The sequence below is a fragment of the Kitasatospora humi genome (genome assembly GCF_020907985.1).
In the GTDB taxonomy this organism is placed as follows: Bacteria; Actinomycetota; Actinomycetes; order Streptomycetales; family Streptomycetaceae; genus Kitasatospora; species Kitasatospora humi.
In genome coordinates this window covers 65,965-92,014 of sequence record NZ_JAJJPA010000015.1, presented here as the reverse complement: position 1 = coordinate 92,014, position 26,050 = coordinate 65,965, and the positions used below count along the sequence as shown (strand labels likewise).

Annotated in this window: 24 protein-coding genes; 16 read left to right on the top strand and 8 right to left on the bottom strand. The window is 74.0% G+C overall.

The features are described from left to right. Window positions 1-77: 77 nt before the first annotated feature. Together LN042_RS16815 and LN042_RS16810 are read right to left on the bottom strand one after the other, a co-directional pair. Complete coding sequence (locus tag LN042_RS16815; protein ID WP_230052039.1) at window positions 78-545, bottom strand: Lrp/AsnC family transcriptional regulator; 468 nt, start codon at window positions 543-545, stop codon at window positions 78-80. A 91-nt stretch (window positions 546-636) separates the two neighbouring features. Next, window positions 637-1,563, bottom strand: coding sequence for an NADP-dependent oxidoreductase (locus tag LN042_RS16810; RefSeq protein ID WP_230052038.1), 927 nt, complete (start codon window positions 1,561-1,563; stop codon window positions 637-639). A gap of 208 nt (window positions 1,564-1,771) precedes the next feature. Between LN042_RS16810 and nadA the strand changes: the two genes are divergently transcribed. Beyond that, the gene (gene nadA, locus LN042_RS16805; protein WP_230052037.1) at window positions 1,772-2,953 is read left to right on the top strand and encodes a quinolinate synthase NadA; all 1,182 of its coding nucleotides are present in this window, start codon (window positions 1,772-1,774) and stop codon (window positions 2,951-2,953) included. Between the two features lie 69 nt (window positions 2,954-3,022). Here the strand turns inward: nadA and pspAA are convergent, their stop codons facing one another. Beyond that, on the bottom strand, window positions 3,023-3,316 hold the full coding sequence (pspAA, locus tag LN042_RS16800) for a PspA-associated protein PspAA (RefSeq protein ID WP_230052036.1): 294 nt from the start codon (window positions 3,314-3,316) through the stop codon (window positions 3,023-3,025). A 34-nt stretch (window positions 3,317-3,350) separates the two neighbouring features. Then, entirely contained in the window at window positions 3,351-4,169 is an 819-nt protein-coding gene (locus LN042_RS16795) for a PspA/IM30 family protein (protein ID WP_230052035.1), read from the bottom strand. Between the two features lie 229 nt (window positions 4,170-4,398). Between LN042_RS16795 and LN042_RS16790 the strand changes: the two genes are divergently transcribed. Both LN042_RS16790 and LN042_RS16785 read left to right on the top strand, forming a co-directional pair. Continuing rightward, complete coding sequence (locus LN042_RS16790; protein WP_230052034.1) at window positions 4,399-4,998, top strand: DUF3043 domain-containing protein; 600 nt, start codon at window positions 4,399-4,401, stop codon at window positions 4,996-4,998. Window positions 4,999-5,207: 209 nt separating this feature from the next. Continuing rightward, window positions 5,208-5,924 carry a class I SAM-dependent methyltransferase gene (locus LN042_RS16785; protein WP_230052033.1) on the top strand — a complete coding sequence of 239 codons (717 nt, stop codon included), beginning with the start codon at window positions 5,208-5,210 and terminating at the stop codon, window positions 5,922-5,924. Between the two features lie 20 nt (window positions 5,925-5,944). Here the strand turns inward: LN042_RS16785 and LN042_RS16780 are convergent, their stop codons facing one another. Further along, entirely contained in the window at window positions 5,945-6,148 is a 204-nt protein-coding gene (locus tag LN042_RS16780) for a hypothetical protein (protein ID WP_230052032.1), read from the bottom strand. Window positions 6,149-6,246: 98 nt separating this feature from the next. Here LN042_RS16780 and cobU point away from each other — a divergent pair, with 98 nt between their 5' ends. The 7 genes from cobU to LN042_RS16745 all read left to right on the top strand — a co-directional run bounded on the left by cobU (window position 6,247) and on the right by LN042_RS16745 (window position 14,778). Beyond that, window positions 6,247-6,843, top strand: coding sequence for a bifunctional adenosylcobinamide kinase/adenosylcobinamide-phosphate guanylyltransferase (gene cobU, locus LN042_RS16775; RefSeq protein ID WP_372495755.1), 597 nt, complete (start codon window positions 6,247-6,249; stop codon window positions 6,841-6,843). An 11-nt stretch (window positions 6,844-6,854) separates the two neighbouring features. After that, window positions 6,855-7,970, top strand: coding sequence for a nicotinate-nucleotide--dimethylbenzimidazole phosphoribosyltransferase (locus LN042_RS16770; protein ID WP_230052031.1), 1,116 nt, complete (start codon window positions 6,855-6,857; stop codon window positions 7,968-7,970). Window positions 7,971-7,987: 17 nt separating this feature from the next. Continuing rightward, entirely contained in the window at window positions 7,988-8,749 is a 762-nt protein-coding gene (locus tag LN042_RS16765; protein ID WP_230052093.1) for an adenosylcobinamide-GDP ribazoletransferase, read from the top strand. Between the two features lie 147 nt (window positions 8,750-8,896). Then, entirely contained in the window at window positions 8,897-10,387 is a 1,491-nt protein-coding gene (locus LN042_RS16760; RefSeq protein ID WP_230052030.1) for a leucyl aminopeptidase, read from the top strand. A 403-nt stretch (window positions 10,388-10,790) separates the two neighbouring features. Then, window positions 10,791-12,179 carry a dihydrolipoyl dehydrogenase gene (gene lpdA / locus LN042_RS16755; protein ID WP_230052029.1) on the top strand — a complete coding sequence of 463 codons (1,389 nt, stop codon included), beginning with the start codon at window positions 10,791-10,793 and terminating at the stop codon, window positions 12,177-12,179. Between the two features lie 81 nt (window positions 12,180-12,260). Continuing rightward, window positions 12,261-14,075, top strand: coding sequence for a 2-oxoglutarate dehydrogenase, E2 component, dihydrolipoamide succinyltransferase (sucB, locus tag LN042_RS16750; RefSeq protein WP_230052028.1), 1,815 nt, complete (start codon window positions 12,261-12,263; stop codon window positions 14,073-14,075). 187 nt (window positions 14,076-14,262) lie between these two features. Then, window positions 14,263-14,778: a DUF4240 domain-containing protein gene (locus LN042_RS16745; RefSeq protein WP_230052092.1), complete on the top strand. Its 516-nt coding sequence runs from the start codon at window positions 14,263-14,265 to the stop codon at window positions 14,776-14,778. Between the two features lie 92 nt (window positions 14,779-14,870). Here the strand turns inward: LN042_RS16745 and LN042_RS16740 are convergent, their stop codons facing one another. Then, on the bottom strand, window positions 14,871-15,839 hold the full coding sequence (locus tag LN042_RS16740) for a DUF2510 domain-containing protein (protein ID WP_230052027.1): 969 nt from the start codon (window positions 15,837-15,839) through the stop codon (window positions 14,871-14,873). A gap of 99 nt (window positions 15,840-15,938) precedes the next feature. Between LN042_RS16740 and LN042_RS16735 the strand changes: the two genes are divergently transcribed. Together LN042_RS16735 and LN042_RS16730 are read left to right on the top strand one after the other, a co-directional pair. After that, complete coding sequence (locus tag LN042_RS16735) at window positions 15,939-16,841, top strand: TIGR01777 family oxidoreductase (RefSeq protein WP_230052026.1); 903 nt, start codon at window positions 15,939-15,941, stop codon at window positions 16,839-16,841. A 296-nt stretch (window positions 16,842-17,137) separates the two neighbouring features. Further along, a complete protein-coding gene (locus tag LN042_RS16730) occupies window positions 17,138-18,463 on the top strand; it encodes an NAD(P)/FAD-dependent oxidoreductase (RefSeq protein ID WP_230052025.1) in 1,326 nt (441 codons plus the stop codon). 124 nt (window positions 18,464-18,587) lie between these two features. Here LN042_RS16730 and LN042_RS16725 read toward each other — a convergent pair whose 3' ends face one another. Next, window positions 18,588-20,357, bottom strand: coding sequence for an NsdA family TPR-like regulatory protein (locus LN042_RS16725; protein ID WP_230052024.1), 1,770 nt, complete (start codon window positions 20,355-20,357; stop codon window positions 18,588-18,590). A gap of 313 nt (window positions 20,358-20,670) precedes the next feature. Here LN042_RS16725 and LN042_RS16720 point away from each other — a divergent pair, with 313 nt between their 5' ends. The 4 genes from LN042_RS16720 (at window position 20,671) to LN042_RS16705 (ending at window position 25,480) form a co-directional block, all read left to right on the top strand. Next, window positions 20,671-22,647 carry a helix-turn-helix domain-containing protein gene (locus tag LN042_RS16720; RefSeq protein ID WP_230052023.1) on the top strand — a complete coding sequence of 659 codons (1,977 nt, stop codon included), beginning with the start codon at window positions 20,671-20,673 and terminating at the stop codon, window positions 22,645-22,647. 75 nt (window positions 22,648-22,722) lie between these two features. Beyond that, the gene (lipB, locus tag LN042_RS16715; protein WP_230052022.1) at window positions 22,723-23,520 is read left to right on the top strand and encodes a lipoyl(octanoyl) transferase LipB; all 798 of its coding nucleotides are present in this window, start codon (window positions 22,723-22,725) and stop codon (window positions 23,518-23,520) included. 174 nt (window positions 23,521-23,694) lie between these two features. Continuing rightward, window positions 23,695-24,648 (top strand): lipoyl synthase, encoded by a 954-nt coding sequence (gene lipA, locus LN042_RS16710; RefSeq protein WP_230052021.1) that lies wholly within the window; start codon window positions 23,695-23,697, stop codon window positions 24,646-24,648. A gap of 142 nt (window positions 24,649-24,790) precedes the next feature. Then, on the top strand, window positions 24,791-25,480 hold the full coding sequence (locus LN042_RS16705; RefSeq protein ID WP_230052020.1) for a DUF4191 domain-containing protein: 690 nt from the start codon (window positions 24,791-24,793) through the stop codon (window positions 25,478-25,480). Window positions 25,481-25,573: 93 nt separating this feature from the next. Here LN042_RS16705 and LN042_RS16700 read toward each other — a convergent pair whose 3' ends face one another. After that, window positions 25,574-26,041, bottom strand: coding sequence for an RDD family protein (locus LN042_RS16700; RefSeq protein ID WP_230052019.1), 468 nt, complete (start codon window positions 26,039-26,041; stop codon window positions 25,574-25,576). Window positions 26,042-26,050: the final 9 nt, after the last annotated feature.

The window sequence follows — 26,050 nt, the reverse complement described above, 5'->3', positions numbered from 1 at the left end:
CGGTCCGAGCAGCTTTCGAGCGTCTTCGGCGCCCCCCGCGCAGGATTCCTGCGCGCCCCGGTCGGAGCGGCCGCGGGTCAGCCGATCAACCGGGAGAGCACCACCGAGCTGCGGCTGCGCTGGATGCCGGGCTCCTTGCGGATCCGCTCGATCACCGCCTCCAGGTGGCGGGTGTCGGCGGCCCGCAGGTGGACCAGGGCGTCCGGATCGCCGGTGACCGTCCAGGCGGCGACCACCTCGGGGAACTGGCGCAGGCTGGCCAGGATCTCCTCGGGTGCGGTCCGCTCCCGGCAGTAGACCTCCACGAAGGCCTCGGTCTGCCAGCCGAGCAGCTCCGGGTCGAGCACCACCGTGAAGCCGCGCACCACCCCGCGGGCCCGCAGCCGGTCGATCCGGCGGCGCACGGCGGTCGCCGAGAGGTTGGCGAGCAGGCCGATCTCCGCGTACGAGGCCCGGCCGTCCCGGCCCAGGTGGGCCAGCAGCAGGCGGTCGGTCTCGTCCAGGGAGACTCCGCCCAGCTCGGACGGGGGTCTGCTGGTGCTCATGGCTGGCCGGTCTCCCAGGGGGTTCGGATTGCGGACGGTGGTCACCGCCCCCATTCTCCCGGACCCCGGTGATCAGTCCACCATCCGGTGATCAGTCCACGGTCAGCACGATCTTGCCGCGGGTGCGCCGCTCCGCGAGCAGCTCCTGGGCGGAGGCGGCCTGGGCCAGCGGGAAGGTGGCGGCCACGTTGACGGTGAGCCGTCCGCTGTCGGCGAGCTGCCCGAGGGCCGCCAGGTCGGCCGGGTCGGGGCGCGCCCAGACGTAGCGGCCGCCGTGGTCGACCACACCGGTGTCGACGACCGAGGCGATCCGCCCGGGGTCGGCGACCAGCTCCCGGGAGACCTCCGGCGCCGTACCGCCGACCAGGTCGAAGGCGGCGTCCACCCCCTGCGGGGCCAGCTGCCTGATCCGGCCGGCCAGCCCCTCCCCGTAGGCGACCGGCTCGGCGCCGAGAGAGCGCAGGTAGCCGTGGTTGTGCTCGCTCGCGGTGCCGATCACCCGGGCGCCGAGGGCGACGGCGATCTGGGTGGCCATGCTGCCCACCCCGCCGGCCGCCGCGTGGATCAGCACCGTCTCACCCGGCTTGACGGCCAGTGCCCGGTGCAGCCCCTGGTAGGCGGTCAGTCCGGCCAGCGGCAGCCCGCCGGCCTGCGCCCAGTCGAGCGAGGCGGGCTTGCGGGCCAGGGTGCGCACCGGGCACGCGACCAGCTCGGCGTAGGTGCCGTTCTGCACCCAGTCCTTGCGGACGCAGCCGATCACCTTGTCGCCCACCTGGTACTCGGTCACCGCGGGACCGACCCGCTCGACCACGCCGGCCAGGTCCCAGCCCATGACCAGCGGGAACCGCACCTCCAGCAGGGCGTCCGCCGCGCCCTCCCTGACGTGCCGGTCGGCCGGGTTTACGCCGGCCGCCTTGACCCGGACCAGCACCGCGTCGGGATCCGTCTTGGGGTCGGGCAGCTCCAGGAACTCGACGACCTCGGGGCCGCCGTAGCGTTGGATCGCGATTGCCTTCATGGAGCCCAGCAAACACGCTTCCGGCCATGATCGCCGGGACCCGTGCGCACTGAGTCGAGTCGACCTGACGTCACGCCGATCCGTCGAGACGATCGCGTCACATCGACACGATGGCCATCGTCGGAGTGCCGCCGACGAGGTTATGATAGATAGCGTCAGATAGACGAGAAGGCTGGTTCTGTCCGGCCGCACAGGAGGGCAGCCGCCCGTGACCACCACCGTTGACAGCACCTTCACCGAGCCGACGGCCACGCCGCTGGCCCTGCTGCTGCTCGGCCGCCAGGCCGATCCGAACAGCGAGCGCGGCGTCGAGTGCCCCGGCGACCTGCCGCCCGCCTCGGACCCGGAGCTGGTCGAGCGCGCCCGCGCCGCCAAGGCCAAGCTCGGTGACCGCGTCTTCATCCTGGGGCACCACTACCAGCGCGACGAGGTCATCGAGTTCGCCGACGTCACCGGCGACTCCTTCAAGCTGGCCCGCGACGCGGCGGCCCGCCCGGAGGCCGAGTACATCGTCTTCTGCGGCGTGCACTTCATGGCCGAGTCGGCGGACATCCTGACCGGCGACGCCCAGCAGGTCGTGCTGCCGGACCTGGCGGCCGGCTGCTCGATGGCCGACATGGCCACCGCCGAGCAGGTCGCCGAGTGCTGGGACGTGCTGCGGGAGGCCGGTGTCGCCGACGTGACCGTGCCGGTCTCCTACATGAACTCCTCCGCCGACATCAAGGCGTTCACCGGCAAGCACGGCGGCACCATCTGCACCTCCTCCAACGCCAAGCGGGCCCTGGAGTGGGCGTTCGAGCAGGGGGAGAAGGTGCTCTTCCTGCCGGACCAGCACCTGGGCCGCAACACCGCGGTGCGGGAGATGGGCTTCTCGCTGGACGACTGCGTGCTCTACAACCCGCACAAGCCGAACGGCGGCCTGACCGCCGAGGAGCTGCGCGACGCCAAGATGATCCTCTGGCGCGGGCACTGCTCGGTGCACGGCCGCTTCACCCTGGACTCGGTGGAGGAGGTCCGGGAGCGGATCCCGGGCGTCACCGTGATGGTGCACCCCGAGTGCCGGCACGAGGTGGTCGCCGCCGCCGACCTGGTCGGCTCCACCGAGTACATCATCAAGGCGCTGGACGCCGCCGAGCCCGGCTCAAAGTGGGCCATCGGCACCGAGCTCAACCTGGTCCGCCGGCTCGCCAAGGCGCACCCGGACAAGGAGGTCGTCTTCCTGGACCGCTCGGTCTGCTTCTGCTCCACGATGAACCGGATCGACCTGCCGCACCTGGTGTGGGCGCTGGAGTCGCTGGTCGAGGGGCGGGTGCCGAACGTGATCACGGTGGACCCGGAGACCGAGAAGTACGCCAAGGCGGCCCTGGACCGGATGCTGGCCCTGCCGTAACGATTCTTCTCCCACGCCCGAAGGGGCGGCACCCTCGCGGGTGCCGCCCCTTCGGCGTTCGGTGGACCGTTACTCCGGCAGGCCCGGGATCAGGCCGTCGCCCTCGCCCCGCAGCAACTCCCGGACCTCCTCGATGGTGGCGCCGTCGCGCGGCAGGATCGAGTCGGACGGGCCCAGGTAGTCGGCCGCCACCGGGACGGCCACCTCGCGCACCGCGCCGAGCAGGTTGTCCAGCGCGGTGCGGAACTTGCCCTCGTCGTCCGAGTCCAGCGCCTTGAGCAGCTCGTCGTCGAGCTGGTTGAGTCGGTTCAGGTGCTCGTCCGCCACCTCGAACTGGCCCTCAGCCATGATCCGCATGATCATGCGGTGTTTCTCCCTGCTGTTCGAGCCGGTGGACTTACTTCTGGTAGTTGATGGTGGGCGGCGGGGTGTCCTGCTGGCCGTGCCCGTTCTGGTGCTGCTGCGCGCCGCCGCCGTTGCCCTGCTCCAGCTGCGCCGGGCCGGTGGAGCCGCCGCTCAGCTCGGCCTTCATCCGGGCCAGCTCCAGCTCCACGTCGCTGCCGCCGGCCACCCGCTCCAGCTCGGCCTCGATGTCGTCCTTGCGCAGCCCGCTCGGGTCGTCCAGCGCACCGGAGGCGAGCAGCTCGTCGATCGCGCCGGCCCGGGCCTGCATCTGCGCCGTCTTGTCCTCGGCCCGCTGGATCGCCAGGCCCACGTCGCCCATCTCCTCCGAGATGCCGGAGAACGACTCGGCGATCCGGGTCTGCGCCTGGGCGGCGGTGTAGGTGGCCTTGATGGTCTCCTTCTTGGTGCGGAAGGCGTCCACCTTGGCCTGCAGCCGCTGGGAGGCGAGGGTGAGCTTCTCCTCCTCGCCCTGCAGCTGCTGGTACTGCACCTGCAGGTCGTTGATCTGGCCCTGCATCGCCGACTTGCGCGTCAGCGCCTCCCGGGCCAGGTCCTCCCGGCCCAGGGACAGCGCCTTGCGGCCCTGCTCCTCGTACTTGGCGGACTGCTGCTGGAGCTGGGTCAGCTGGAGCTCCAGCCGCTTGCGCGAGGTGGCGACGTCCGCGACACCCCGGCGGACCTTCTGCAACAGCTCGAGCTGCTTCTGGTACGAGTAGTCCAGCGTCTCGCGGGGATCCTCCGCCCGGTCCAGTGCCTTGTTGGCCTTGGAGCGGAAGATCAGCCCCATACGCTTCATGATTCCGTCGCTCATGGGCCTCGGGTGCCCCCTTCTCCGGGCTGCGGATTGCTCTCTCGTACCGAATTATCTACTGCGAGTGTAGGTGCAGCGGGGCGATCACCGCAGTACACCCGGTTGCAACAAGACTGCTACGACCGGGCCCGTCCCGGCCTCCTCCCCTGGGTGGATCTGCATCCCCTACTCACGTCCCGCGCGGGACGGGGGCCGCCGTACGGGACGGTCACCCCGTACCCTTGTCATCGTGTTCCGACGCCGTTCAGATGAAGCCGCCTCCTCCGCCACCGCGCTGGCCGAGCAGGACGCCGCGCCCCAGCCTCGCGACCCGCAGGCGAAGAAGGGCCGCCCCACCCCCAAGCGCAGCGAGGCCGAGGCCAGCCGCCGCACCCGGGTGAGCGTGCCCAAGGACAGCAAGGAGGCGGCCCGGCAGTCCCGGGAGCGGCTGCGGGCCGAGCGCGAGAAGCAGCGCGAGGCCCTGATCAACGGCGACGAGCGCGCCCTGCCGGCCCGTGACAAGGGCCCGGTGCGCAGGTTCGCCCGCGACTACATGGACTCCCGCTGGTCGGTGGCCGAGTTCTTCCTGCCGTTCGCCGTGCTGATCCTGATCCTCAGCATCGTCCGGGTGCCGGCCCTGCAGCTGCTCTCCACGCTGCTCTTCCTGATCTTCCTGATCCTGGTGATCGTCGACTTCGTGCGCCTGGGCCTCGGCCTGCGCCGGTCGCTGACCAACCGGTTCCCGGAGGCCGACACCCGCGGCGCCGTGATGTACGGCCTGATGCGCAACCTGCAGCTGCGCCGGCTCCGGCTGCCCAAGCCGCAGGTGAAGCGGGGCGAGCACCCCTGACCACGCAGCCGCTGCCGTACGACTGGGCCCCCGCCGCTCCGGGCACCGGGCCCGGCCTGTACGCGCTGCCCGGCCAGACCGGCGGTGGCCACGAGCGCGACCACGGCGGCCAGCAGCACGGCCTGCCGGCCCGCAGCGGCTCGTTCGCCGGCGGCGCCGGAGCCTGGCTGGAGCGGCAGGGCGGACTGCACAACCTGGTCCGCCAGGAGATGGTGGGCCGCCAGCTGGCCGAACAGCTGCTGCAGCACTTCGGCATGCGGGTGGTGGAGGCGCCGCTGCGGGTGCTGGACGTCGGCTGCGGCCAGGGCACCCAGGCGGTCCGGCTGGCCCGGGCCGGCCACTGGGTCACCGGCCTGGACTCCGACCCGGTCACCCTGGGCGCCGCCCAGGCGGTGCTCGCCGCCGAGCCGCCCGAGGTGCGCGAGCGGGTCCGGCTGCTCAGCGGGGACGGCCACCACTGCGGGCGCTGGTTCGACCCGGGCAGCTTCGACGTGGTGCTCTGCCACGGGGTGCTGATGTACCTGCCCGACCCGGGCCCGCTGATCGCCTCGCTGGCCCGGATGATCGCGCCCGGCGGCCTGCTCTCGCTGCTCGCCCGCAACCGTGACGCGCTGGCCATGCGGGCCGGCCTCACCGGCGACTGGCGGGCCGCGCTGCAGGCCTTCGACTCCGACCACTACACCAACCGGCTCGGCCTGACCGCCCGCGCCGACCGGCTCGCCGACCTGGCCACCACCCTGCGCGAAGTGTCGGTGCCGTTGCGGCACTGGTACGGCGTGCGGGTCTTCACCGACGCGACGCCGGACCACGCCGCCCCGGTGGACGGCCGCCAGCTCGGCCGCCTGCTGGACGCCGAGGAGCGGGCCGGGCGCGAGGACCCGTACCGCCAGGTCGCCGCGCTGCTGCACCTGGTGGGCACCAAGTAGGGCCCGCCCCGGCGGACCCGTCAGCCCTCCTGCAGGCTCATCTCGTAGACCTGCGCGCCGTCGTCCAGCAGCACCACCCTGTCGACGCCGTCCGCCTTGAGGCCCTTCCACTCCTCGCCGATCCAGCTCTCCGCGTCGCCCTGGCTGGAGAACTCCTCGCCCGCGCCGGTCGCCGGGCTCAGCTGCGCGCCGTCCGCTCCCAGGTACTGCCAGGTCCACGCCATGGGTCCACTCCGTCTCTGTCGTCTCAGTCGTGCGAACTCCAGACAGGCAGACTGCCCGCCCTGCCACCGGTCAACCCCGGTGGGCCAGGATGGAGCGTATGACACGCACCCTGATCCTCGGCGGGGCCCGGTCCGGCAAGTCGACCCGGGCCGAACAGCTGCTGGCCGAGCACCCGGACGTCCTCTACGTGGCCACCGGCGGCAGCCGTGCGGGCGACGCCGACTGGGCGGCCAGGGTCGCGCTGCACCGGGAGCGCCGGCCGGCCGGCTGGCGCACCGCGGAGACCTGTGACCTGGACGTGGTGCTGGCCGACGGATCCGACCCTGCCCCGGTGCTGATCGACTGCCTGGGCCTGTGGCTGACCCATGTGATGGACCGGGCCGGGGCCTGGGACGACGGCGACTGGGCCCGGTTCGCCGAGGCCTCGGTGACCGAGCGGTGCACCGAGCTGGCGGACGCCGTCCGGTTGACCTCCCGCCGGGTGGTGCTGGTCAGCAACGAGGTGGGACTGGGCGTGGTGCCCGCCACCGCGTCCGGCCGGCGGTTCCGGGACGCGCTGGGGCGGCTCAACATGGCCGTCGCCGAGGCCGCCGACCAGGTGCTGCTGGTGGTGGCCGGCCAGGTGATGACGGTGAAGGACGTCCGGAAGATCCGGCCCGCCACTGGCGACCCCACTCCCGGGGCTGATTGGTAAGGTTCCCCGCGATGGACACCACCGTGGATCTCGACATGTTCGCCGCCCGGGTCGAGCGGCCGGACGACGCCTCCCGCCGGGCCGCCGAGCAGCGCCGGCAGGAGCTGGAGCAGCCGCACGGCGGGCTGGGACGCCTGGAGGAGCTGGGCAACTGGCTCGCCTCGGTCCAGGGCGCCTCCCCCGTGCGACCGGTCAGCGCGCCCAAGGTGCTGCTCTTCGCCGGTGACCACGGCATCGCCGAGCTGGGCGTCTCCCGGCTGTCCCCGGCCGGCGGCACCGCCGGCCGGGTGCACGCGGTGCTGGACGGCACCGCCCCGGTGGCCCGGCTGGCCCGCCGCTACGGCGCCGGGGTGCGGGTGGTCGACGTGGCGGTGGACGCCCCGGTGGAGGAGTTCCCCGAGGACGTCACCGCGCACCGGGTGCGCCGCGGCTCCGGCCGGATCGACCGGATGGACGCGATCACCCGCGAGGAGGCCACCGCGGCCTTCGCGGTCGGCACCGCGCTGGCCGACGAGGAGGCCGAGCTCGGCACCGACCTGGTGCTGCTCGGCGACCTCGGGGTGGGCTCCACCACGGTCGCGGCGGTGCTGGTCGGCGCGCTCTGCGGCACCGACGCGGCGGCGGTCTGCGGCCGCGGCTCCGGCATCGACGACCGGATCTGGATGGTCAAGTGCGCCGCGATCCGCGACTCGCTGCGCCGCGCCCGCCCGGTGCTCGGCGACCAGCTGGCACTGCTGGCGGCCACCGGGGGCGCCGACTTCGCGGCGATCACCGGGTTCCTGCTGCAGGCCGCGGTGCGCCGGCTGCCGGTGGTGCTGGACGGCGTGGTGTCGGCCGCCTGCGCGCTGATCGCCCAGCGGGTGGCGTTCCGGGCGCCGGAGTGGTGGCGGGCCGCCGTGCTCACCGGTGAACCGGCCCTCGCCAAGGCCTACGACCGGCTCACCCTCACCCCGCTGCACGAGCAGGACATCCGGATGGGCGAGGGCGTCGGCGCGACCCTGGCGCTGCCGCTGCTGCAGGCCGCCTCCGACACCCTGGCGGAGGAGCTGTTCGAGCCGGCGCTGCCGTCCGCACCCCGCCGGCCGCGCCCGCTGCCGACCGCCGCCGAGCTGCTGGGCAAGCTCTGAGCACGCCGGACGAACGGCTGCCCGGGCTGCGGCTGCCCGGCTTGCGCTTCGCCTTCGGCACCCTGACGGTCCTTCCGGTCCGGGTCGAGCGCTGGGACCGCGCGGCCGGCGGCCGGGCCATGCTGGCCGCGCCGCTGGTCGGCCTGCTGGTCGGGGCGCTGGCCGGGGCCGTCGGCGCTCTGCTCGGCTGGCGCGCCGGGCCGCTGCTCGGCGCGGTCGCCGCGGTGGCGGTACCGGCCGTGCTGACCCGCGGGCTGCACCTGGACGGACTGGCCGACGTGGCCGACGGCCTCGGCAGCGGCAAGCCCGCCGAGGACGCTCTGCGGATCATGAAGCAGTCCGACATCGGCCCGTTCGGCGTGCTCTCCCTCGTCCTGCTGATGGTCGGACAGATGGCCCTGCTGGCCGAGCAGTTCGGGCATTCGGCGGAGCGCGGCCTGCTGGCCGCCCTGACCGCCGGCGCGGCCGGGCGGTGTGCGCTGGCCTGGGGATGCCGCGAGCGGGTGCCGGCCGCCCGACCGGGCGGCCTGGGCGCCATGGTGGCCGCGACCGTGCCGACCCGGGCGGCGGTCGCGGTGACCGTCCTCGCCGCGACGGCGGTGGCACTGATCGGCCGTCACCCTCGGTACGCACTGGCCCTGGTCCTCGGCCAGCTGGCGGCCGTCGCGCTGCTGCGCCGCTGCGTGCGGCGGTTCGGCGGGATCACCGGCGACGTGCTGGGGGCACTGGTGGAGACGGCCGGCACTGCCGCGCTGGCCGCGGTCGCGCTCGGCCCCTGAAGAACCGTCTGCAACCCGAGGGGCACGGCATCCCAACCTGCGGACTACCATGCGCACCGTAGCCCTGCGCCGCCACGACGGAGCATGCTTGGGCTGTAGCCATGCCGCAATCCGGCCGTGGACCGCGAAAGAACAGGACGCAAATACGTGACTGCACTGTCTGTGAGCACCTCCTCCGCAACCGCGCTGCGCGCGGATGCCCTGGTGATCGGCGTGGCCAAGGGCCCCAAGGGCCTGGTGGTCGCCGCCGGCGCGGAAGCCGTGGCCGAGGCGTTCGAGGGCAAGCTGACCGACCTCCTCGCCACCCTGGGTGCCACCGGCGCCGAGGGCGAGACCACCAAGCTGCCGGCACCGGCCGGTGTCAAGGCCGGTTTCGTGCTGGCCGTCGGCCTCGGTGACGCCGCCGAGGACGGCTTCGACGGCGAGGCGCTGCGCCGTGCCGCCGGTGTCGCCGCGCGCACCCTGGCCGGGGCCAAGAAGGCGGGCCTGCTGCTGCCGGCCGAGTCGGCCGAGGAGGCCGAGGCGGTGGCGCTCGGCGGCCTGCTGGGTGCCTACGACTTCACCGCCTACCGCACCACCGAGGGCGGCAAGGAGCCGGTCGGCGAGCTCACCGTGCTGACCGGCCGCAAGGGCAGCAAGGAGATCAAGGCCGCGGTCGAGCGCGCCACCGTGCTGGGCGAGGAGATGAACCGGGCCCGCGACCTGGTCAACACCCCGCCGAACGACCTCAACCCGAAGTCCTTCGCCGCCATCGCGCAGGCCGTCGGCAAGGAGCACGGCCTCAAGGTCGAGGTGCTGGACGAGAAGGCGCTCACCAAGGGCGGCTTCGGCGGCATCCTGGGCGTCGGCAACGGCTCGACCAACCCGCCGCGGCTGGTGAAGGTCGCCTACACCCACCCGAAGGCCACGGGCACCCTCGCCTTCGTGGGCAAGGGCATCACCTACGACTCGGGCGGCATCTCGCTGAAGCCGGCCGGCCACAACGAGACCATGAAGTGCGACATGGCCGGGGCCGCCGCCGTGTTCGCCGCCGTGGTCGCCGCCAGCCGACTGGGCCTGGCCGTCAACGTGACCGGCTGGCTGGCGCTGGCCGAGAACATGCCGTCCGGCTCCGCCACCCGCCCCGGTGACGTGCTGCGGATGTACGGCGGCAAGACCGTCGAGGTGCTCAACACCGACGCCGAGGGCCGCCTGGTGCTGGCCGACGCGATCGTGCGGGCCGGCGAGGAGAACCCGGACACCATCGTCGACGTGGCCACCCTGACCGGTGCCATGGTGCTGGCGCTGGGCGACCGCACCTTCGGTGTGATGAGCAGCAGCGACGAGTTCCGCGACCGGCTGCACGAGATCGCCGGCCGGGCCGGTGAGCAGTCCTGGCCGATGCCGCTGCCGGCCGAGCTGCGCAAGACCATGGACTCCCCGGTGGCCGACATCGCCAACATGGGCAACCGGATGGGCGGCGGTCTGGTGGCCGGCCTGTTCCTGAAGGAGTTCGTGGCCGACGGCATCGAGTGGGCGCACCTGGACATCGCCGGTCCGGCGTTCCACGAGAGCGCCCCGTACGGCTACACCCCGAAGGGCGGCACCGGTTCCGCGGTGCGCACCCTGGTGCAGCTGGCGGTCGAGACCGCGGGCTGACCCCGCTCCTCCGAAAGGGCCCGGTGCTTCTCGCACCGGGCCCTTTGGCTTTCCCGCGGGTTACCGATTGGTAGCCCGGCAGGCCACGTTCATCTCTCTGTTCGCCTCCGGCGAAACTTTGTTCCACACAGTGGAATAGGGCCGTGCCGGATTCGGCGCGGCGGCCCGCCGGAGCCGCCTGATCACCGGCTTGACCTGCGCAGACAGGGGTCATTCCGGGTCCTGGCAGGGTCCTGCCCCGGCCGTCCGACCCCCCGGGGCGCGGACCCGGACATCAGGCGCGGTGAACAAGTGCGAAGATGTATTTCCGGCACGACTGGGCGCCTCACAAGGGCCTCCGACCAGTACTGGCGGAACCAGCACCGGCCCGGACGATCCACACCCATTGCATGGAGGACGTGACGTGGCGAACGACGCCAGCACCGTTTTCGACGTAGTCATCCTCGGAGGCGGAAGCGGCGGCTACGCCGCGGCGCTCCGCGCCGCCCAGCTCGGGCTGAGCGTCGCCCTGATCGAGAAGGGCGAGCTGGGCGGCACCTGCCTGCACCGCGGCTGCATCCCGACCAAGGCGCTGCTGCACGCGGCCGAGATCGCGGACGAGACCAGGGAAGCCGCCGACTTCGGTGTGCTGGCGACCTTCCAGGGCATCGACATCAACGGCGTCCACAAGTACAAGGACGACGTGGTCGGCGGCCTGTACAAGGGGCTGCAGGGCCTGGTCGCCTCGCGCAAGGTCACCTTCATCCAGGGCGAGGGCCGGCTCTCCTCGGCCACCTCGGTGGATGTCAACGGCCAGCGGGTCGAGGGCCGCCACATCGTGCTGGCGACCGGCTCGGTGCCGAAGTCGCTGCCCGGCCTGACCATCGACGGCGACCGGATCATCTCCTCCGACCACGCCCTCAAGCTCGACCGGATCCCGAAGTCGGCCGTCATCCTCGGCGGCGGTGTGATCGGTGTCGAGTTCGCCTCCGTCTGGAAGTCCTTCGGCGTCGACGTCACCATCGTCGAGGCCCTGCCGCACCTGGTTCCGCTGGAGGACGAGAACTCCTCCAAGCTGCTGGAGCGCGCATTCCGCAAGCGGGGCATCAAGTTCGAGCTCAAGGCCCGCTTCTCGGGCGTCGAGTACACCGAGGCCGGCGTGCGGGTCTCGACGGAGAACGGCAAGCAGATCGACGCCGACCTGCTGCTGGTCGCGATCGGCCGCGGCCCGGTCTCGCAGGGCCTGGGCTACGAGGAGGTCGGGGTCGCGATGGACCGCGGCTACGTCCTGGTCGACGAGTACATGCGCACCAACGTGCCCACCATCTCGGCCGTCGGCGACCTGGTGCCGACCCTGCAGCTGGCCCACGTCGGCTTCGCCGAGGGCATCCTGGTCGCCGAGCGGCTGGCCGGCCTCAAGGCCGTGCCGATCGACTACGACGGTGTGCCGCGGGTGACCTACTCCAACCCGGAGGTCGCCTCCGTGGGCATCAGCGAGGCCAAGGCGGTCGAGCTGTACGGCAAGGAGAAGGTCGTCACCGTCAAGTACAACCTGGCCGGCAACGGCAAGAGCAAGATCCTCAAGACCGCCGGTGAGATCAAGCTGGTCCAGGTGAAGGACGGCGCCGTGGTCGGCGTCCACATGGTCGGCGCCCGGATGGGTGAGCAGGTCGGCGAGGCCCAGCTCATCTACAACTGGGAGGCGCTGCCCGCCGAGGTCGCGCAGCTGATCCACGCGCACCCGACCCAGTCGGAGGCGCTCGGCGAGGCGCACCTGGCGCTGGCCGGCAAGCCGCTGCACGCGCACGACTGAGCAGCTCTCGCCCGCACCACTTGTCCGGTCCGTCCACACGGACTTCCCTGAACGCAAGACTTGATAGGAGTCGCTGAAACCATGGCGGTCTCAGTAACGCTGCCCGCGCTGGGCGAGAGTGTGTCCGAAGGTACTGTCACCCGCTGGCTGAAGGCCGAGGGTGAGCGAGTGGAGGCCGACGAGCCGCTGCTCGAGGTGTCGACCGACAAGGTCGACACCGAGATCCCCGCGCCGGCTTCCGGCATCCTGGCCTCGATCAAGGTCGCCGAGGACGAGACCGTCGAGGTCGGCGCCGAGCTGGCGATCATCGAGGACGGCTCCGGTGCCCCGGCCGCCGCCCCGGCCCCCGCCGCCGAGGCTGCTCCGGCTCCCGCCGCCGCCCCGGCCGCCCCCGCGGCTCCGGTCGCCGAGGCTCCGGCCGCTCCGGCTGCCGCCCCGGCCCCGGCCGCCGCCCCGGCCGCCCCCGCCGGCGACGCCACCCCGGTGCTGCTGCCCGCGCTGGGCGAGTCGGTCACCGAGGGCACCGTCACCCGCTGGCTGAAGGCCGAGGGTGAGACCGTCGAGGTCGACGAGCCGCTGCTCGAGGTCTCGACGGACAAGGTCGACACCGAGATCCCGTCGCCGGTCGCCGGCACCCTGGTGAAGATCCTGGTCGGCGAGGACGAGACCGCCGAGGTCGGCGCCCAGCTCGCGCTGATCGGCGCGGCGGGTGCGGCTCCGGCCGCTCCGGCTGCCCCGGCCGCTCCGGCCCCGGCCGCCGCTCCGGCTCCGGCTCCGGCTCCCGCCGCTGCTCCGGCCCCCGCCGCCCCGGCTGCTCCGGCTCCGGCTCCGGCCCCCGCCGTTGCCCCGGCCCCCGCCGCCCCGGCTCCGGCCCCGGCCGCCCCTGCGGCTCCCGCGGCTGCGGCCCCGGCGGCCCCGGCTCCGGTTGCCGCACCGGCCGCACCGGCCGCACCGGTCGCCGACTCGGGTGACGCCTACGTCACGCCGCTGGTCCGCAAGCTCGCCGCCGAGCAGGGCATCGCGCTCTCCGCGATCACCGGTTCCGGCGTCGGTGGCCGGATCCGCAAGCAGGACGTGCTGGCCGCCGCCGAGGCCGCGAAGGCCGCCGCTGCCGCCGTGCCGGCCACCGCTCCGGCCGCTGCCGCCGCGCCGAAGGCCGCCGCCGCGCCGTCCCCGCTGCGCGGTCAGACGGTCAAGATGAGCCGGATGCGCAAGGTCATCGGCGACAACATGATGAAGGCGCTGCACGAGCAGGCCCAGCTGACCAGCGTGGTCGAGGTGGACGTCACCAAGATCATGTCGCTGCGCGGCAAGGCCAAGGACTCGTTCCTGGCCCGCGAGGGCGTGAAGCTGTCGCCGATGCCGTTCTTCGTCAAGGCCGCCGCCCAGGCGCTGAAGAGCCACCCGGTGGTCAACGCCCGGATCAACGAGGCCGAGGGCACCATCACCTACTTCGACACCGAGAACATCGGTATCGCGGTGGACTCGGAGAAGGGCCTGATGACCCCGGTCATCAAGGGCGCGGGCGACCTCAACATCGCCGGCATCTCCAAGAAGACCGCCGAGCTGGCCGGCAAGGTGCGCGAGAGCAAGATCACCCCGGACGAGCTGTCCGGCGCCACCTTCACCATCAGCAACACCGGCTCGCGCGGCGCCCTCTTCGACACCGTGATCGTGCCGCCGAACCAGGCCGCCATCCTGGGCATCGGCGCCACCGTGAAGCGCCCGGTCGTCATCGAGGCCGACGGCGGCACCGCCATCGGCATCCGCGACATGACCTACCTGGCCCTCTCCTACGACCACCGCCTGGTGGACGGCGCCGACGCCGCCCGCTACCTGGTGGCCGTCAAGGAGATCCTGGAGGCGGGCGAGTTCGAGGTCGAGCTCGGTCTGTAAGGGTCTGCTGCAGCTCCGCCGGCCGGTGTCCCCCCGTGGGGCACCGGCCGGCGGCGTTCCGGTGCCCGGACCGAGCGGGCGGTGCCCCGACCGAGTCGGCGTTACCCCAACCCGGCGAGCGCACGCCCCGCTCCCCCGGCGCGTACCGATGCATCCGCGCTCCCCAGCGGCGATGCTGGTGGGCGTGATGTACGAGACCGACTTCTGGCAGCTGATCGACGAGGCCCGGGACGCCGCGGACGGTGATCCGCAGGACCAGGCCGATCTGCTGGTGGAGCGGCTGGTGCAGTTGACGCCGGACGAAGTGATCGACTTCGCTCGGCTGTTCGAGGCTCGGTTCCGGCGGGCGTACACCTGGGAGCTGTGGGGCGCTGCCCGGCTGCTGCTCGGCGAGGCCTCGGAGGACTCGTTCGACTACTTCCGCTGCTGGCTGATCGCCCAGGGCCGGGAGGTCTTCGAGGGCGCCGTGCACCGCCCGGACGACCTGGCCGAGCTGGTGCCCGACTTCGACGAGGAGGAGGACGGCGACGCCGAGGAGATCGGCTACGCCGCCGACGAGGCGCACGAGCAGCTCACCGGCCTGCCGCTGCCCGACCTCGGCACCCGCCAACCCCGCCGGCCCGAGGGGCAGCCGTTCGACTTCGACGACCCCGGGACGCTGGCCCGGCGCTTCCCCCGGCTCTGGGAGCGGTTCGGCGACTGACCAGGGGGCCGGCGCGGCGGGCGTCCACCGCTGGGTGTCGTCCCGCACCAGCAGGCGCCGGGGCCGGCGGGCGTCGCGGCGATCAGCAGAGCCTAAGCTCCCGGCTGGGCGCTCCCCGTGGGTGGGACCAGGGCGGTGATGCCGGCGGCGATGCGGTCCAGGATCGAGTGGTCGGGCGCCTTGGAGTTGTCGTCGACCGAGCCGACCATGGTGGTGAACTCGCCGTCGGCGGCAGGAACGGCGACCAGCAGCAGGTAGACCGAGGCGCCCTGCTGCGGGGTGAGGTGCCAGCGGACCGCGAACCCGGCGCGGCCTGCCACGATGATCGCGCCGCCGCCCTGCACATCGGGGTCGTCCGAGCCGTACTTCTGCTGGACGTAGGAGGCCATGGCCGCCTGGGCCACCTGCTTGGCGTCGCTGCCGCGGGTGGGGTCGGCGTCGATCGAGAAGCTGCCGCGCACACAGCCGCCCGGGGTGCCGCAGTCGTACCGGCCGGTGACCAGCGCCAGGGTGTGGCCGCCGTCCGGGCCGACCGGCTGCCAGCCCTGGGGCAGCGGGACGTTCCAGCCGTGCTGCCGGTCCTGGAGCGTGCCGCTGGTCGGCAGGGACTGCGGAGGGGCCAACGGCTGGACGCCGTCGGGCTGGTGGGTGGGCCGGGCGGCGCCGGGGACCGGTGCGGGTGCGCCCGCCGCGGCGCTGCTGCGGACGGAGCCGCCGGACAGCGTGAGGGCGAGGCCGCCCGCGAGCACCAGTCCGAGCACCCCGCCCGCCGCGATGCCGATGATCAGCCCGGTGCGCTTGGGTCGTGGCGGGTCGAGCGGCGCGCCGCCCGGCGTCCGGGCCGGCGGCGGGCCGGCGTACCCCGCGGGCTCCGGCGGCTCCGAGAGCACCAGCGACTCCGGGATCGCCGGATGGCCGTACGCCGGCGAGGCGTCGGAGACCGGACCCGCGGCCGGTGCGGTCGGCCGGCCCTGCTCGGTCCAGACGCGGCCGTCCCAGTAGCGCTCGTGCCCGGTGGCCCGCGGGTCCGGGTACCAGCCGGGAGGGGTGGAGGTGCTCACCGGCTCACCGTATCGGGCGGGGCGCACTCCCAGACAGGGCGGGAGACCTGAGGGCGGGTCAGCAGCGGTCCGGCCGGTTCCGGCTGCCAGGATGGCCCCATGCGTATCGCTGTCACCGGTTCCTCGGGGCTGATCGGCTCCGCCCTCGTCCGTTCCCTGCTGGCCGACGGACATGACGTGCTGCGGCTGGTCCGCCACCGGACCGGGCTGGGGGTGCAGGCCGACGGCTCGGTGGGGGTGGGGTGGAACCCGGTCCGCGGCGAGGTCGACCTGGCCGGGCTGGCCGGCACCGAGGCCGTCGTGCACCTGGCGGGCGCCGGGGTCGCCGACCACCGCTGGACGGACGCCTACCGGCAGCGGATCCGCGACAGCCGGGTGGACGGCACCCTCACCCTGGCCAACGCGCTGACCCGGCTGGACACCCCGCCGTCCGTGCTGGTCAGCGCCTCGGCGGTGGGCTACTACGGGCAGACCGGCGACCGGGTGGTCGACGAGACCGCGCCGCCCGGGGACGACTTCCTGGCCCGGGTCTGCATGGAGTGGGAGGGCGCGGCCCATCCGGCCGCGGAGGCCGGCATCCGGGTGGTGCACCCGCGCACCGGGCTGGTGCTGAGCTCCGCCGGCGGGGCGGGTGCCCGGCTGTTCCCGCTCTTCCGGCTGGGCCTGGGCGGACGGCTGGGCAGCGGCGAGCAGTACTGGAGCTTCATCTCGCTGGCCGACCAGGTCGCCGCGCTCCGCTTCCTGATCGACTGCGAGGAGTTGAGCGGCCCGGTCAACCTGACTGCGCCCCACCCGGTGACCAACGCCGAGCTGACCCGGGCGCTCGGCCGGGTGCTCGGCCGGCCCACGGTGCTGTCGGTGCCGGAGTGGGCGCTGCGGCTGGTGCTGGGCGAGATGGCGATCGAGGTGGTGGGCAGCCATCGGGTGCTGCCGCACAAGCTGCTCACCGCGGGCTTCCGGTTCGCCCACCCGCACGTGGCCGACGCCCTGCGGGCCGCGTGACGCATGGTGCGCGAGTGGGCGACGCGGACGGTCGGGATGCTGACGATCCGCAGCGCACGGGCCTGACCACGGCACCGCGCGCACACCCGCTACCCCCGGCGTAGGGGCGCACGCGACGGCGCACGGCGCAATCGCGTGCCCCCAGCCCGTGCCACCGCCACCGCGCGGAGGCAGGGGATCCGGCGCGGTCGGCCCGCCTGATCAAGCATCTGACGGGGCATCACCCCCTGGACCATCCCGGCATGCCCGCAGCCGTCCGCCGGCCGGAGATCCGGGACCAGGGAGGGAGCTCACCCGTGACCCCACACGACTTCACCCGCCGCAGCCGGTCCGACGACCCCGACGTGGTCGTGGTCGGCGCCGGACTGGCCGGACTCACCGCCGCCCGGGCGCTGGACCGTGCCGGACTCCAGGTGCGGATCCTGGAGGCGACCGACCGGATCGGCGGCCGGATGGCCGGGCACCAGCTGGACGGATACCGGCTGGAACACGGCGGCCACCTGCTCAACACCGGATTCCCCGAGCTCGCCCGCCGGCTCGACCTGGCCGACCTGCGACTGAGCCCGCTGTCACCCGGAGTCCTGGTGCACAGCGCCGGCCGGCGCTACCGGGTCGGCAGCCCGCAGCTCGGCGGCACCCGGCAGGTGGCCTCCCGGTCGCCGCTGGGCAGCCCGCTGGAGAAGGCCAGGCTCGGCGCCGCCCTCAGCCGCCTGGCCGCGGCGCCGGTCCCCAAACTGCTGGCCCGGCCGGAGACCACCGCCGCCCGGGCGCTGGCCGAACGCGGCCTGCCCAACCGGGTGGTGGACGGCTTCCTGCGTCCGCTGCTGACCGCGCTGCTCAGCGATCCGGCGCTCGGCACCAGCAGCCGGGTGGCCGACCTGGTCCTGCGCGGCTACGCCCGCGGCCGGCTGGCGCTGCCCGCCGCCGGCACCGGAGCGGTGCCCGCGCAGCTGGCCGCCATGCTGCCGGCCGGCGCCGTCCAGCTGAACACCCGGGTCACCTCGGTCGGCGCCGACGGGGTGCAGACCGAGGAGCACGGCTGGATCGGTGCCCGCGCGGTGCTGCTGGCCACCGACGCCCGGTCCGCGGTCGAGTTGCTGCCGGGGCTGCGGCTGCCCGACTTCCACCCGGTGACGACCTTCTACCACTCCTGCGCCGACGCCCCGCTGACCGAACCGCTGCTGCTCCTGGACGCGGACCACACGGTCGGCCCGGCGCCGGTCTCGCACTCCCTGGTGCTCAGCCAGGTGCACCGCTCCTACGCCCCGGCCGGCCGCTCACTGGTCGCCACCACGGTGCTGGGCCGGCGCGCGTGGTCGGGCGGGCCCGCCGCGGCGGAGCCGCTGGTCCGCACCCGGCTCGCCGAGCTCTACCAGGTGCCCGCCCGGGACTGGGACTTCCTGAGCGTCCGTCACCTGCCGGACGCCGTACCGGCGATGCCGCCACCGCACAACTTCCACCGACCGGTCCGGGTGCTGGCCGGCCTCTACGTCTGCGGGGACCACCGGGACACCAGCAGCTCCCACGGCGCGATGGTCTCCGGCCGCCGGGCGGCCCTGGCCGTGCTGCGGGACCTGGGGATCACCGCCACCGGGGCCGGCCAGGACCGCGCGGCGGCCTGACGGCAGTGCGCCGAGCGGCGTCTGACGGGGTGCCGGGCGGGCCGGCCCGGCACCCCGTCAACCCCGGGCGGCAGGTGACGCCCGGTCAGAGCAGCCCGCCCGCCGGGCGGCAGCTGACGCCCGGTCAGAGCACCCCCGCCTGCCGGGCGGCCTCCTCGAAGGCACGGGCGGCCGGGCTGCCCCGGTAGGGGGCCAGCCGCCGGTGGAAGTCCCGCAGGTACTCGACGGTGCGCGCGGAGCGCATCTCACCCGCCGCCCGCAGCGCCTCGGTGGCCAGCTGGCAGGACTCGTCCACCTCGCCCATGCCGAGCCGGGCGGCGGCCAGCACCATCCGGCAGAACACCCGGCTGCGGGCGTAACCGGAGGAGCGCAACCGCAGCGACTTCTCGGCGTGCTGCATGGCCGGCCGCCACTGCTGGAGGTCCCGGTAGCAGTGCGCGAACTCGTCGGCCAGCTGGGCCTCGTCGAAGAACCGGGCCCAGGAGGGCAGCTCGTCGCCCGTCCGGGAGAGCGCCAGCGAGCGCTCGGCCCGCACCAGCGCGGTGGTGCAGGACCGGACGTCGCCCAGTATCCCGTGCCCGCGGGCCTCCGCCGCGTGCATCAGCGCCTGGACGGCGGCCGGCGCCGAGCTGCCGACGCCCTGCTGGGCGACCCGGGCCAGCTGCACCGCCTCCCGGCCGTGGCCCAGGTGGACGGCCTGCTGGCTCATGGTGATCAGCACGTAGCCGCCCAGCACCCGGTCGCCGGCCGCCTGGGAGAGCCGCAGCGCCTGCACGAAGTAGCGCTGGGCCAGCCCGTGCGCGGCGATGTCGAAGCTGGTCCAGCCGGCGAGTCTGGTCAGGTCGGCGACCGCGCCGAACAGCGCCCGGCCGATCTGCTCGCCGTACCGGCCGCGCAGCATCGGCTCGGCCTCGCTCTCCAGGTAGCGGACCAGGGCCTGCCGGGCGTGGCCGCCGCCGTAGGCGTTGTCCAGCGCCCGGAACAGGTCGCCCACGGCGCGCACCGCGGCGATGTCGCCCCGGCCCACCCGCAGCCCGGCCCGCTGCGGGCGCGGCCGTTCGTCGTGACCGGCCGCGCCGGCCTGGCCCGGGCCGGGCAGCGGCACCGTGCGGGTGCCGGAGACCAGTGGCCGCCGGGCCTGCGAGGGCACCCGGCCCGCCGGGGTGCCGCGCGGGCCGCGACCGCCCGGGTCCGGGTGGTCGAGGGCCGGGTCCAGCTTGGCCAGCGGCCCGTCGGGGCCGGACACGTAGATGCCCGCCGAGCCGTCCCTGGCGACCTGTTCGTCACTGCGCCCGATCAGCCAGTCGCGGCTGGGGACCACGAGACCGGCCGGGGTGAAGGCGATCCGGCGTAGCTCGGACTGCGGGCCGGTGTCCTTGCGCCACATGCTGGCGACGATGTCGACGGCCTCCTGCGGGGTCTCGGCGAACTCCAGGCCCGCGTAGACCGGGGCGCAGGCGTCCAGGCCGATGTCCTGGGCGGAGAGCCGGCGGCCGAGCCGACGGGTGAACACCTCGGCGATCAGTGCGGGCGTGGCGCCGCGCGGCTGCTGGCCGCGCAGCCAGCGGGTCACCGAGGTCTTGTCGTAGCGCAGGTCGAGGCCGTGCTCCAGGCCCAGCTGGTCGACCCGGCGGGCGAGGCCCGCGTGCGAGAAGCCGGCCTCCTCGATCAGCGCGGCCAGCAGCGGGTTCTGGGCCCGGCCGGCCTCGGAGTGCGCGGCGGCGTCGGCGGCCGGCCCGTCCGGTCCGTCCGGTTGCTGTCCGGCGTCCTGGCGCGGCCCGGGCAGGGCTGCGCCGTGCGGCGCCGGGTCGGACTGCCGCTCGTGCGGGTCCAGCGGGTCCACCGGGTCGAGCGAATGGTAGGCCGGGCTGTCGGTTGCAGGCCGTTGGGACATGATCAGTCAACACCTCTCGGACGCCGCGGCCCGGGCCCCCGGTGCCGTTCGCGACGCCCCTGTCGGGAATCGGCGTGAATGTAGCGAGCATTCGGGCGCTCTGGGCGGATATGGCCGGCCAATCCTCCGAACGGGTGAAGGGCACGCGTCCGATCCGCTGAACACGGGCCGGTTGTGGTTTGGAGTTGCACGGGTCGTCGGCGCCGAGCCCGCCATGGCGGTGAACACCATGCCGGACGGCAGTACTGTGGTGGCTGCCCACACACCGTGATCTTCCGCCGCCGGGCCGGTTTCTGACACCATGTCGGGCACCATGAGCGACCCCGCACCGCCGCCCGCCCCGGGTGCCGCACCCGCGCTGCGCCGGCTGCTCGACCTGCTGGCCTCCGGAGCCGCAGCCGAGGACTACGCCGCCGTACCCGCCCGGGCCCGCCGCGACGGCGCCGGGCCCGAGGCGCTCGCCGAGATCGAGGAGGCCACCGCGCTGGCCCTCACCGTCCACCGGACGCTGGGACAGCACCGGCGGCGCGAAGCCGAGTTGACCGCACTCTTCGACACCGCCACCGACCTGGCCGCCTCCCGCGACCTCGACCAGGTGCTGCGGGCGATCGTGCACCGGGCCCGGCTGCTGCTGGGCACCGACACCGCCTACCTGACCCTGCCGGACGAGGTGGCCGGCGACACCTACATGCGGGTCACCGACGGCTCGGTCTCGCCCCTCTTCCAGAACCTGCGGCTCAGCCTGGGCGACGGCCTCGGCGGCCTGGTGGCCCAGACCGCCCGGCCGTACGCCACCCCTGACTACCGCACCGACGAGCGGTTCCGGCACACCGGGCGGATCGACGCGGGAGTCGCGGAGGAGGGCCTGGTGGCGATCCTCGGGGTGCCGCTGCTGCTCGGGACGGGAGCGTCCGCGGCCGACGGCCGGGGCCACGTGGTCGGGGTGCTGTTCGCGGCCGACCGGCAGCCGCGCGCCTTCTCCCCCGACCAGGTCGCGCTGCTCTGCTCGCTGGCCGCGCACGCCGCGATCGCGCTGGACACCGCCGCCGCGCTGGCCGACACCCGGGCCGCGCTGGCCGAGCTCAACGCCGCCAACACCGTGATCCGGGCGCACGCGGCGGCCGTGCACCGGGCCGAGCAGGTCCACGACCGACTGACCGACCTGGTGCTGCGCGGCGCGGACGTGGCCGAAGTGGCCGCCGAGGTCGCCACCCTGCTCGGTGGCCGGATCGCGGTGCGGGACGCCGAGGGGCACCCTCCCCCCGCCCCCGGCCGGGGGTACTCCCGTACCGGGCGGGCCGCCGCGGCGGCGCTGGCCGACGCGGTGGAGCGGTCCCGGACCGAGGGCCGCGCGGTGCGGCACGGCGACGGCTGGGTCTGCGCGGTGCTGGCCGGCCAGGAGCTGCTGGGCTCGCTGCTGCTCTCCGGACGGGAGGACCTGGACGACGCCGACCGCCGGCTCTTCGAACGGGCGGGCGTGGTCACCGCGCTGCTCCTGCTGCTGCGCCGGTCGGCCGCCGAGGCCGAGCACCGGGTGCGCGGCGAGCTGCTCACCGATCTGCTGACCGCGCCGGACCGCGATCCGGCCGCGCTGCTGGCCCGGGGCCGCCGGCTCGGCGTCGACCTGTCCCGCCCGCACCTGGTGCTGGTCGCCGAGGCCGGGCCGCAGGGACGGTCCCGGCTGGCCGGGGCCGCCACCCAGTACCTGTTCGGGCGGCGTCCGGCGGCCGGGGCCCGCGCGGTCAGCGCCGAGCACGACGACGCGGTGGTGCTGCTGCTGCCCGCGGAGCCGGGCGCCGGTGCGGACGGGACGGCCGCCGCGGCGGCGCGGCGGCTGGCCCGGCTGGCCGGCCGGCCGGTGACGGTCGGCGCCGGCGGTCCGGCGGCCGGCCCGGCCGGGCTGGCCGCCGCCCATGCGGAGGCGGCGCGCTGCGTCCGCGCCCTGCACGCGCTGGGCCGCACCGGCGACGGCGCCTCGGCCGCCTCGCTCGGGTTCCTCGGGGTGCTGCTCGGCGACGGCCACGAGGTGGCCGGCTTCGTGGCCCGCACCCTCGGGCCGCTGCTGGAGTACGACGCGCGGCGCGGCACCGAGCTGGTCCGCACCCTGCGCGCCTACTTCGCCTGCGGCGGCAGCCTGACCCGGGCCAAGGACGAGCTGCACGTGCACGTGAACACGGTGGTGCAGCGGCTGGACCGGGTGGAGGTGCTGCTGGGTCGGGACTGGAACGGGCCGGAACGCGCGTTGGAGCTGCAGCTGGCCCTGCGGCTGGCGCTGCTCTCGCACGGTTGACCGGCAGGCGTACAGTGGCGAGGTTGGCGGGTCGGCCGGGGGCCGCGCTCGCTCGCGTCGTCTGGGCTAGGAGCAGTGGTGAGCGAGAACGTGCGGTTCGTCCGGCTGGGCAACGGCGAGGAGCTGGTCCCGTACCAGGAGGCGTGGGAGGAGCAGCAGCGGCTGCACGCCCTGCGGCTCGCCGACGAGATCCCCGACACCGTGCTACTGCTCCAGCACCCGCCGGTGTTCACGGCCGGCAAGCGCACCAAGCCGGAGGACCTGCCGCTGGACGACACCCCGGTGGTCCAGGTGAACCGCGGCGGCGAGGGCACCTGGCACGGCCCGGGCCAGCTGGTCGGCTACCCGATCGTCAAGCTGCCCGAGCCGATGGACGTGGTGGCCTATGTGCGCCGGCTGGAGGAGGCGCTGATCCGGGCCTGCACCGACTTCGCCGTGACCACCACCCGGGTGGAGGGCCGCAGCGGGGTCTGGGTGCTCGGTGACGAGCTGCCGGGCGTCCAGGTGGACCCGGCGCAGGTGCTGGACATCGGCAAGCTGACCCTGCGGATGGGCCTGCCGCTGGGCATCGACCCGCGGCTGGCCGGCCCGGAGTACGCGCCGTCCAACGCGGGGCAGCGCGGCGACGACCGCAAGCTGGCCGCGATCGGCGTCCGGGTGGCGCGCGGCGTGACGATGCACGGCTTCGCGCTCAACTGCAACCCCGACATGACCTGGTTCGACCGGATCATCCCGTGCGGCATCCGGGACGCGGGGGTGGCCTCGCTCAGCTCCGAGCTGAGCCGGGACGTGCCGGTGCCCGAGGTGATCCCGGCGGTGGAGCGGCGCCTCGCCGAGGTGCTCGCCGAACTGCCCGAGCCGGCCGCCCGCTGAGCCCGGCCGGCGCCGAACGGCCCGGGCCGGCCTGGGCGCGATCCGCAGGGCGCGCCCGGGAATCTACCCACGGGTAGCGGTGTTGCCCTGCGTTTGCCGGGCAACGGCCCGATGCCGACCGTACAAGCACAGGCGTACCCTGGGGGTACTCCCGTCTACTTCTAGGAGCCGCACGTGTCCGCTGTCGCACCCGACGGCAGGAAGCTTCTCCGCCTGGAGGTCCGCAACAGCGAGACCCCCATCGAGCGGAAGCCGGAGTGGATCAAGACCCGGGCCAAGATGGGCCCGGAGTACAACGCACTGCACTCGCTGGTGAAGAAGGAAGGGCTGCACACGGTCTGCCAGGAGGCCGGCTGCCCCAACATCTTCGAGTGCTGGGAGGACCGCGAGGCGACCTTCCTGATCGGCGGCGACCAGTGCACCCGGCGCTGTGACTTCTGCCAGATCGACACCGGCAAGCCCGCCGAGTTCGACCGCGACGAGCCGCGCCGGGTCGCCGAGTCCATCGTCACCATGGACTTGAACTACGCGACCATCACCGGCGTGGCCCGCGACGACCTGGAGGACGGCGGCGCCTGGCTGTACGCCGAAACGGTCCGCCAGGTGCACGCGATGACCGCGGAGCGCGCGGCCGGCCGCACCGGCGTCGAGCTGCTGATCCCCGACTTCAACGCGGTGCCTGAGCAGCTGGCCGAGGTCTTCTCGTCCCGCCCCGAGGTGCTGGCGCACAACGTCGAGACGGTGCCGCGGATCTTCAAGCGGATCCGCCCGGCGTTCCGCTACGAGCGCTCGCTGGACGTCATCACCCAGGCCCGGGCGGCCGGCCTGGTGACCAAGTCCAACCTGATCCTGGGCATGGGCGAGACCCGCGAGGAGGTCAGCCAGGCGCTGGCCGACCTGGTGGGCGCCGGCTGCGAGCTGATCACCATCACCCAGTACCTGCGCCCGTCGCTGCGCCACCACCCGGTGGAGCGCTGGGTCAAGCCGCAGGAGTTCGTGGAGCTGCAGGAGGAGGCCGAGGAGCTGGGCTTCGCCGGGGTGATGTCCGGCCCGCTGGTGCGCTCCTCCTACCGGGCCGGCCGGCTCTACCGGCAGGCGCTGGAGCGGCGCTCGGCCGCGGAGGCCTGACAGTCGGCGGGGCCCGGTCGTGCGAACGACCGGGCCCCGCGGCTGTGCCGGGGGCGTGCGACGCGGGCCGTCGGATCACGGTTCGACCCGAATCGGGACCGGGCTTCGTTGTCCGCAGGTCGCGCCACGTACCATGACCCTCATGGCGAGGGAAAAATCCGACACTCCTGGGCGGCTCGCACAGATCCGCCAGGCGTACATCATGACCAAGCAGGTCGACACCAAGATCGGCCTGATCCTCGGGGGCATCGGCCTCCTGACGTTCGGCGTGTTCCTCGCCATCGGCTTCCTGATCGGCCACCCGATCTACCTGGGGATCCTGGGCTTCATCGTGGCCGTCCTGGCCGTCGCGATCGTCTTCGGCCGCCGGGCCGAGCGGTCCGCGTTCGGCCAGATGGAGGGCCAGCCGGGCGCCGTCGCGGCGGTGTTGAACAACATGCGGCGCGGCTGGAGCGCCAACCCCACCCCGGTCGCGGTCACCCGCAACCAGGACGCGGTCTACCGCGCGGTCGGCCGGGCCGGCATCGCGCTGATCGGCGAGGGCAACCCGAACCGGGTCCGCCCGCTGCTCGCCGCCGAGAAGAAGAAGATGGCCCGCGTGGTCTCCGACGTGCCGGTGCACGACATCATGGTCGGCAACGGCGAGGGCGAGGTGCCGCTGAAGAAGCTGCAGATCACCCTGATGCGGCTGCCGCGGGCCATCACCGGGGCCAAGGTGACCGAGACCAACGACCGGCTGCGCGCGCTGGGTGACCTGCTCTCCCGGGCGCCGATCCCCAAGGGCCCGATGCCCAAGGGCGCCCGGATGCCCAAGGGCGGCCAGGCCCGCTGAGGCCGGTCGGACACGGACGGAACGCGTGAGAGGGGCCCTGCCGCCGGCGGCAGGGCCCCTCTCACGCGTTCCGTCCTCGAGGATTCCGAGGACTCAGATCCGGACCTCGACGGTGCCGACCGCCTTGTCGTGCAGCCCGCGCTGGTCCCGGTCCCAGATCAGCGCCGGCACCACGAGGCAGAGCAGGAAGGTGCGCAGCAGCACCTGCGGGATGGTCGCCCGGCTGCCGTCCAGCCGGACCAGCCGCAGTCCGAAGAGCCGCTTGCCGAAGGTCGTGCCGGCGGTCGCCAGCAGGATCGCGTTGACGGCGAAGAAGACCGGCAGCCCGTAGATGTTGGCCTTGGCGAGGTCGCCGTGGGCGAGCAGGCCCAGGGAGATGATGTTGGCGATCCAGCCGTCGACGAACAGCGCGCCGATCCGCCGGCCCGGCCCGGCCACCGCTCCGGGACCGGTCTGCGGGCGGCCCAGCCGCTCACCGCGGTAGCCGAAGTCGGCCCCCATGCGCTCGGCTGCGGCCTTGGGGCCCTCCAGCCACGATCCCAGTGCTTCTCTGCTGTCCACGGATCCACA